Annotated in this window: 7 protein-coding genes; 1 reads left to right on the top strand and 6 read right to left on the bottom strand. The window is 70.5% G+C overall.

The genetic code is table 11. The annotated features are described in order from the left end of the window. From A4X16_RS09745 to A4X16_RS09720, 6 genes are all read right to left on the bottom strand, one after another. Positions 1–1,102 (bottom strand): RNA polymerase sigma factor (locus tag A4X16_RS09745; protein WP_157560093.1); only part of this gene is annotated, 1,102 nt, incomplete at its 3' end. Beyond that, a complete protein-coding gene (locus tag A4X16_RS09740) occupies positions 1,099–1,497 on the bottom strand; it encodes a cupin domain-containing protein (protein WP_197491814.1) in 399 nt (132 codons plus the stop codon). The genes A4X16_RS09745 and A4X16_RS09740, both read right to left, overlap by 4 nt. Then, entirely contained in the window at positions 1,494–2,696 is a 1,203-nt protein-coding gene (locus A4X16_RS09735; protein ID WP_067119971.1) for an alpha-hydroxy acid oxidase, read from the bottom strand. The genes A4X16_RS09740 and A4X16_RS09735 overlap by 4 nt, the downstream gene beginning before the upstream one ends. After that, entirely contained in the window at positions 2,693–3,460 is a 768-nt protein-coding gene (locus A4X16_RS09730) for an amino acid ABC transporter ATP-binding protein (RefSeq protein WP_269454902.1), read from the bottom strand. Before A4X16_RS09730 ends, A4X16_RS09735 begins: the two co-directional genes overlap by 4 nt. Continuing rightward, positions 3,457–4,398, bottom strand: a complete 942-nt coding sequence (locus A4X16_RS09725) for an amino acid ABC transporter permease (protein ID WP_082914395.1) — start codon at positions 4,396–4,398, stop codon at positions 3,457–3,459. Before A4X16_RS09725 ends, A4X16_RS09730 begins: the two co-directional genes overlap by 4 nt. Before the next feature lie 5 nt (positions 4,399–4,403). Next, the gene (locus A4X16_RS09720; protein WP_067119967.1) at positions 4,404–5,312 is read right to left on the bottom strand and encodes a transporter substrate-binding domain-containing protein; all 909 of its coding nucleotides are present in this window, start codon (positions 5,310–5,312) and stop codon (positions 4,404–4,406) included. A 205-nt stretch (positions 5,313–5,517) separates the two neighbouring features. Between A4X16_RS09720 and A4X16_RS09715 the strand changes: the two genes are divergently transcribed. After that, complete coding sequence (locus A4X16_RS09715) at positions 5,518–7,086, top strand: PucR family transcriptional regulator (protein WP_157560091.1); 1,569 nt, start codon at positions 5,518–5,520, stop codon at positions 7,084–7,086. Positions 7,087–7,113: the final 27 nt, after the last annotated feature.

The raw sequence follows: 7,113 nt of genomic DNA, 5'->3' as shown, positions 1-7,113 counted from the left end.
CCGGCACGACCGCGGCGGGAGGGGCCGTGTCCTCGACTTCCGGTACGACGATCGGCACCGGCGTGGGGACGACCACCGACTCCGACGAGCCGATGCCGCCGGCACCGGGCGTCTCGGTCGGCGCCCACTGCCCCACGACGGCCACCGCGGTCGCCGCCACGGCCACGGCCACGACCGCGCCCGATGCGATGAGCCACGGCGCCGCGGCCCTCGACGTCGATCCGACGGAATGCGCGGCTCCGGCGGCTCCGGCGGCTCCGGCCGCTCCGGCCCCGACGGCGGCCGAGGCGGGGGCCGCCTGGGACGCGGAGTACGCGGCCGCTGCGGGCCCGCCGAGGATCAGGGGCAGCAGCACGGCGCGCAGCTTCGACGATGCCTCCGAGACCTCCGTGCTCGCCATGGTGCACCGTCGGCACCGTTCGAGGTGCGCGTCGAACCGGGCCCGATCCGCGCGGGGAACGTGTCGCCGTCGCCCCTGAGCGACGATCCGCTCGCAGGTCCATCGGCACTCGGCATCGCGCCCGGGTTCCCGGATGTGCGCCTGCAGCCACGCCGTCTTGAATCCTTCGCGCGCTCGAGAGGCGAGGACCGAGACGGCGTTGGGGCTCAGGCCCATGAGCGGGGCGATCTCCCGCGGCTTCATCCCCTCGACCTCGAGATACCAGAGCAGCGTGCGCCAGCGCTCCGGCAGCTCCTTGAACGCGGTCGCCAGGAGGGCTTTGTCCGACAGCACGTCGAGCGAGTCGTCCGAGTCCTCCACCGGCAGCTCGTCGATGTAGTCGAGCGCGATGTCCTTCTGCTTGCCGCCCCATGTCGCCGCGGCGCTGCGCACCGCGGCGAAGAGATAGGGACGGAACGCGTCGGTCGGGCCTCCGCCGTTGCGGATCGCGCTCAGCGTCTTCGCGAAGGCCTCGCTGACGAGATCCTCCGGATCGATCGAGCTCGTGATCGAGCGCGCCGCACGCAGTGCCGCCGGGGAGTGCCGGTTCCACAGCACGCCGTAGGCGCGAGCATCGCCGGCCCTCGTCGCCGTGACGAGGTCGTCGTCGCTCGCGTCGGCGTCGATGCGCGCTCCCGTGGTCGTTCCGGTCAGCGTCGTCATGGCACCTCACTGCTCTCGCCGCGCGGGGATCGGCGGTCATGGACGATCACGTAGAGCTTCCGCAGCGGCTCATGGAGCTCCCATCGACCGGACCAGCCCGTCGGCATGACGATGGTGTCGCCGGCGCGCAGCTCCACGGGCTCTCCGCCGTCGGTGTGCAGCGTGGCCCGACCGCCGAGGATCTGGCACACCTCGCTGTACCCGTCCCGACGGGCAGGGAAGCGTCCTGCGGTCCCCTCCCACACCCCCACCTCGAGCCCGTTGAGGAGGTCGAGGTGGTCCTCGCGCTCCGCCTCGCGGAATCCCTCGGTGAGCGCATCCGCGCGCACCGTCGCCGGTCCGAGCGGCAGGGCAGCGGGCCCGGGGAGGTGCACGGGACGCACGGGAGCGGTCACGGCACGACCTCCGCCTCGGCCTCGTCGAACGCATCGACCGCACCGCAGTCCGCGGCGGCGAGCTCCTCCACCCTGGTCGCGCCGAGGAAGCCCATGACCGTGAGCAGCTCGTCATGCAGCACTTCGAAGGCGCGGGTCGCCCCGGCCTGGGCTGCAGCGGCCAGTCCGAGGGCGAAGGGACGGCCCGCTGCCGCGACGTCGGCGCCGAGGGACAGCGCCTTGGCGATGTCCGCCCCGCGCCGGATGCCGCCGTCCATGATGACGGCCGCGCGCCCGTCGACGGCGTCGACCACGGCGGGCAGCGCCTCGATCGTGGCGAGCTGCCCGTCGAACTGTCGTCCGCCGTGGTTCGAGACGAAGACCCCGTCGGCGCCGTGCTCGATCGCGAGCCGGGCATCCGCCTGGGTCATGATGCCCTTGACGACGATGTTGCCCTTCCACCTGCTGCGGAGCCGGGCGATGTCGTCCCAGCTCGCTGTCTGGTTCTCGTTGCGCTCCATCCACGCCTCCATCTCGCGCATGCGGATGGCGCGCCCGTCGAGGCTGTAGTTGCCCCAGGTCATCGAGCGGCCCAGCAGCCACCGCATGACCCAGCCGGGATGCAGCGCGGTGTCCACCACATCCCGCAGCGGCGGACGCGGGGGCATGCCCGTGCCGTGCCGGAGATCACGGTCGCGCTTGCTCGAGACGGCGACGTCCCCGGCGATCACGAGGGTGTCCACGCCCAGCGCGTGCGCGCGGTCGATGTGCCGCTGGGTCTCGGCGTCGTCCGTCCAGAAGGCGATCTGCGCCCAGACCCGCCCCGGGGCGGCGTCGGACACCTCCTCGAGCGAGCAGCCGGACCAGGGACTGTGCACGAAGACACTTCCTGCGGTCGCGGCTGCCCGCGCGATGGCCACGTCGGCGTCGGGGTGGCATACCGTGAGGAGACCCATGGGGGAGACGACCAGGGGAAGGTCGAGTCGGGTTCCGAGGATGCTTGCCGTCGCGTGGCGCTGTGAGGTGTCGACGAGGACCCGCTGAGGGAGCAGCTGGGCGTCGAGCGCCTCACGGTTGCGGCGAAGGGTCAGCTCGTCGAGAGCGCCCCCTTCGATGAAGTCGTACACCATGGCCGGCAGCCGGCGCTTCGCGCGCCGCCTGAGGTCGTCGATGCTGTGGATGTCGCGCACGGCGTACTCTCCTGTGGGGATGGCGGTCATGGGAGGATCCGCGAGAGGAATGCCTGGGTGCGCTCGTGCCGGGGACGGCCGAGCACGTCGTCGGGGGCGCCGCTCTCGACGACCACTCCCCCGGCCATGAAGACCACCTGATCGCTCACCTCGCGGGCGAAGCCGAGCTCGTGGGTGACGACCATCATGGTCATGCCCTCGGCGGCGAGATCCTTCATCACGGCCAGCACCTCGCCGACCAGCTCCGGATCGAGCGCCGAGGTCGGCTCGTCGAAGAGCATGAGCTTCGGCTTCATCGCGAGCGCCCGGGCGATGGCGATGCGCTGCTGCTGTCCGCCGGACAGCTCCTGCGGGTAGGACGGAGCCTTGTCGGCGAGTCCCACCCGGTCGAGGAGGACCATCGCCTCGTCCACGACCTGGGCGCGGGGCCGTCCGAGCACCTGCGTCGGGCCTTCGATCACGTTCTCCAGCACCGTCCGATGCGGGAAGAGGTTGAACCGCTGGAACACCATGCCGGTGTGGCGGCGCGTCCTCGCGATCGCGGATTCCCTCGCCTCGACGAGTCGTCCGCTGTGCCGTGTGGCTCCGACGAGCTCGCCGTCGATCAGGATGATCCCCGCGTCGACGGTCTCGAGACGGTTCACGCAGCGGAGCAGGGTCGTCTTGCCCGAGCCGCTGGGACCGATGAGACACGTCACGGAGCCCGTCGGGATCTCGAGGGAGACGTCCTCGAGCACCGTGTTGGAGCCGAACGCCTTCCGCACGCCGCGGATCTCGACCATGCTCGCGCTCATGAGACCGGCTCCTTCGACTTCTTCAGGCGCGACGTCCGTCGCGGGGAGAATCCGCGACCGTACCGCTCCTCCAGGCGCGACTGCACGGCGCTCAGCACCGTGGTCATGACGAGATACCAGATGCACGCCACGAGCAGGAGCGGGATGACCTCGTAGTTCAGCGAGTAGATCGACTGCACGGCGTAGAGGAGGTCGGAGATGGCGAGCACGCTCACGAGCGAGGTGCCCTTGAGCATCGAGATCACCTGGTTGCCCGTCGGCGGGATGACGACCCGCATCGCCTGCGGCAGGATGACCCGGCGGAGCAGCTTCGACCGCGTCATCCCGAGCGCCCGACCGGCGTCGAGCTGTCCCTCGTCGACGGACGAGATGCCGCTGCGGATGATCTCCGCCATGTACGCGGCCTCGTTGAGGGACAGCCCGAGGAGGGCGGCTCCGAGCGGGGTGATCAGCACGTTCGCGGATCCGAGGACGATGCTCGGTCCGCCGAACGGCAGGCCCAGGGCGATCACCGGGTAGAGCGCGGCGATGTTGTACCAGAAGATGAGCTGGACCAGCAGCGGGGTGCCGCGGAAGAACCAGACGTAGAGGCTGCTCACCGACGCGAGGACCGGATTGCCCGACACCCTCATGATCGCGAGGACGACGCCGAGGATGATGCCGGCGGTCATCGAGACGACCGTGAGCAGGAGCGTGAGGAGCATGCCCTGCAGCACCTGCGGGTCGAAGAGGTACGCCCCCACGACCGGCCAGCCGAAGCGCGGATTCGTCGCGACGTCGATGAGGAGGAACACGACGAGCACGCTCACCAGGACGCCGCCGACGAGGATGCCGATGCGGCGGCGCTTGTGCACCTCGAGCGAGCTGAGGGTCTGCTGCAGACCGGTGACGCTGCCGGCGGTGCCGGGCGTCGCGGTGCCGATGTCGAGGCGGTCCATGTCGGTCATCCCTGCGGCACGTTCACGCGGGCGTCGGTGATGGCCATCGACTCGAGTCCGTAGTCGGCGAGGAGCTCCGCGTACTCCGGCGAGGCGACGATCGCCTCGAGGGCCGCGGCCACCGCGTCGAGCGTGCCCGACTCGCGCGGGATGCCCACCGCGACCGGCGCGAAGTCGTTCTCGTCGCCCACCTCGAGATCCGGGTCCTGCTTCACGGCGTACCCGAGGATCGGCGAGTCGGCGTACACGACGTCGGCCCGGTCGCTGAGCAGCGCGGAGATGGCCTGCCTGGTGTCCTGGAACTGCAGGAGGTCGAGCGGATCCGCTCCCGCCTCCTCGCATGCGGCCTGGAGGTCGGGCACGTTCACGGTGAGCTGGTACGAGCCCTTGAGCACGGCGATCCGCTTCCCGCACAGCGTGTCGAAGCCGATTCCCTGCGGGTTCCCGACCGGCACGGCCAGCGCGCTGCCCATCTGCACGTAGTCGACGAAGTCCAGCTGCTCCATCCGCTCCTCGGTGGGGGTCATGGAGGACACGGTGAGGTCGTAGCGGCCGGCGCTCATGCCGGGGATGATCGTGTCGAACGTGGTCACCTCGATGTCGAGGTCGAGTCCGAGGGCTCCGGCGATGAGTCGGGCGATGTCCGGGTTGATGCCGGTCATGTCCTGCGTGCCCTCTCGGTAGAACTGCGTCGGGGGCTCGTTGGTGGGGATCGCCACGCGCAGCGTGCCGCCCTGCTGCATCCCCTCGGGGAGCAGCGCGACCGCGTCGGCGACCGGTCGCATCGTGGGCCCGTCGTCCGAGGTGCCGCCGTCGGCGCCGGATGCCGCGCATCCGGCGAGTGTGACCGCGATGCCGGCGGCGGCGATCAGTGCCGTCGATCGGCGTCGAAGTGAGTGTCTGGTGGTGTTCATGTGAGTGTCCCGTCGAGGCTGCGATGCCTGATTCCATCGAGGCGGAATGCGGCGGATGGTCGGATCCTCACGAGATGCCCCGTCGCCCTCGTTCTTCCAGTCTTGCGGGACACCGGTATAACCGATATGTACATTCCTATGGCAGTAGACGACTCTAGATGGAGAAATATCCATGACCTCGGCGGATGACTACCTAGATTCCGATATGCCGACATTGCACGATGCGGTGAGCGTCGCGGACGGTCTGCTGTCCGCCCACAGCGCGGACTCACGAGCTCACGCCGTCCGGTTCGAGGGCGTCGAGTTCTTCGATCCCGCGGTGCCCCTCGCCGAGTACCGGGGCCGCATCGTGCTCGCCGCCGGGATGGCGTACGCCGACACCCGCGACCTCGCCGTCGCCCTCGGACCCGCCGGCGCCGCCGCCCTGGTGATCCGTGGACTCGACGGGCAGCGCCCCGCCGTCGATGCGGACGACGCGAGCTTCGCGGTCCCCGTGCTCCGCCATGAGGACGCGGACTGGGCGCACATCGCCACGGTGCTGCGATCGCTCCTCACCGCCCATTCGGTGGGCCACGTCACCGGCGTGCGCCTCGGTGATCTCTTCGGTCTCGCGAACGCGCTGGCCACCCTCGCCGAGGGGGCCGTGAGCATCGTCGACTCCAGCGGCCAGGTCGTGGGCTACTCGACGCACGGCGATCAGCCGATCGACGACATCCGCCGCCGCACGACCCTGATGCTCCAGGAGGAGGTTCCCATCGCGGGCGACCCCGACTACCGCACGCTCGTGCGCTCCCCGTCGTCGCTGCACTTCCCGGCCGAGGCGGGGACCGAGCAGTTCGGTCGGGTCGGAATGGCGGTGCGGGCCTCGGGCGAGCTGCTGGGATCGACCTGGGTCATCCAGGTGGATCCGGCCCTGGCTGCGCGGACGCAGCTGCTGCTCGCCGAGATGGAGCCGATCGTCGCGCAGCATCTGCTGCGCGCGAGAGAGGATGCGGCCGACCGGGCTCAGCGGAACTCGGGTCTCCTGCGCACACTGCTCGAAGACGAACGGCACGCGCGCAGCGCCGCGTCGCAGCTCCTCCTCCGCCCGGAGGCGGGGTGCACGGTCGTGTGCTTCCGCGTCGACACCTTCGACGAGGTCGAGGCGGTGCGCGGTCTCCATCGTCTGCTGCATCTGGCGATCAGCGTCTCCAGCGCGGCCTTCCCCGGTTCGCACAGCGCCGTGATCGGCCCTCAGGTCGTGACGGTCATCCCGGGATCCATCGCCGCGCGGGCCCAGACCTTCGCGCAGTCGGTGGTGCGCACCGACGCCGCGCTGATCGCGGGCATCGGCAGCCGCGCCTACGACGTGACAGGCATCGCCCGATCGCATCGCGAGGCCGCGGCGACGACAGGGGTGCTCATGGGCTCGCCCCTCGAGGGGCACACACGACGCGCGACGCGGATCGCGACGTTCGACGAGATCCGCGACCGACTCGCCATCCTGCAGGTGTCCGACCTGATCGAGGGACTCGACGCGGCGGTCGGGGATGCCGCGAGCGTGCTCGCCGAGCACGACGCCGCGCAGGGCACCGACCTCGCGCGGACGATCCGCACCTATCTCGACCACCTCGGCAGCGTCAGGGCGACAGCCGACGCTCTGCACGTGCATCAGAACACCGTCCGCTATCGGCTGGACGTCGTGCGCAACGAGCTCCGGATCGATCTCGACTCGCCGGATACGCGGCTCTGGCTCTGGTTGCGACTCGCGGTGAGCGCGCGCAGCCTTCCCTGAGGCCGTCGCCGTCGAGAAGCCGTCCGC

The sequence above is a fragment of the Microbacterium sp. H83 genome, assembly GCF_001650405.1.
Lineage (GTDB): Bacteria > Actinomycetota > Actinomycetes > Actinomycetales > Microbacteriaceae > Microbacterium.
Note: the sequence above shows the minus strand (reverse complement) of the source record. Positions and strands in the feature narration are given on the sequence as shown.

Bases quoted from the DNA above. Each gene is read 5' to 3' on its own strand.
- A4X16_RS09735 (WP_067119971.1), bottom strand. From the start codon at position 2,696: ATGACCGCCATCCCCACAGGAGAGTACGCCGTGCGCGACATCCACAGC.
- A4X16_RS09730 (WP_269454902.1), bottom strand. From the start codon at position 3,460: ATGAGCGCGAGCATGGTCGAGATCCGCGGCGTGCGGAAGGCGTTCGGC.
- A4X16_RS09715 (WP_157560091.1), top strand. From the start codon at position 5,518: ATGCCGACATTGCACGATGCGGTGAGCGTCGCGGACGGTCTGCTGTCC.
- A4X16_RS09725 (WP_082914395.1), bottom strand. From the start codon at position 4,398: ATGGACCGCCTCGACATCGGCACCGCGACGCCCGGCACCGCCGGCAGC.
- A4X16_RS09720 (WP_067119967.1), bottom strand. From the start codon at position 5,312: ATGAACACCACCAGACACTCACTTCGACGCCGATCGACGGCACTGATC.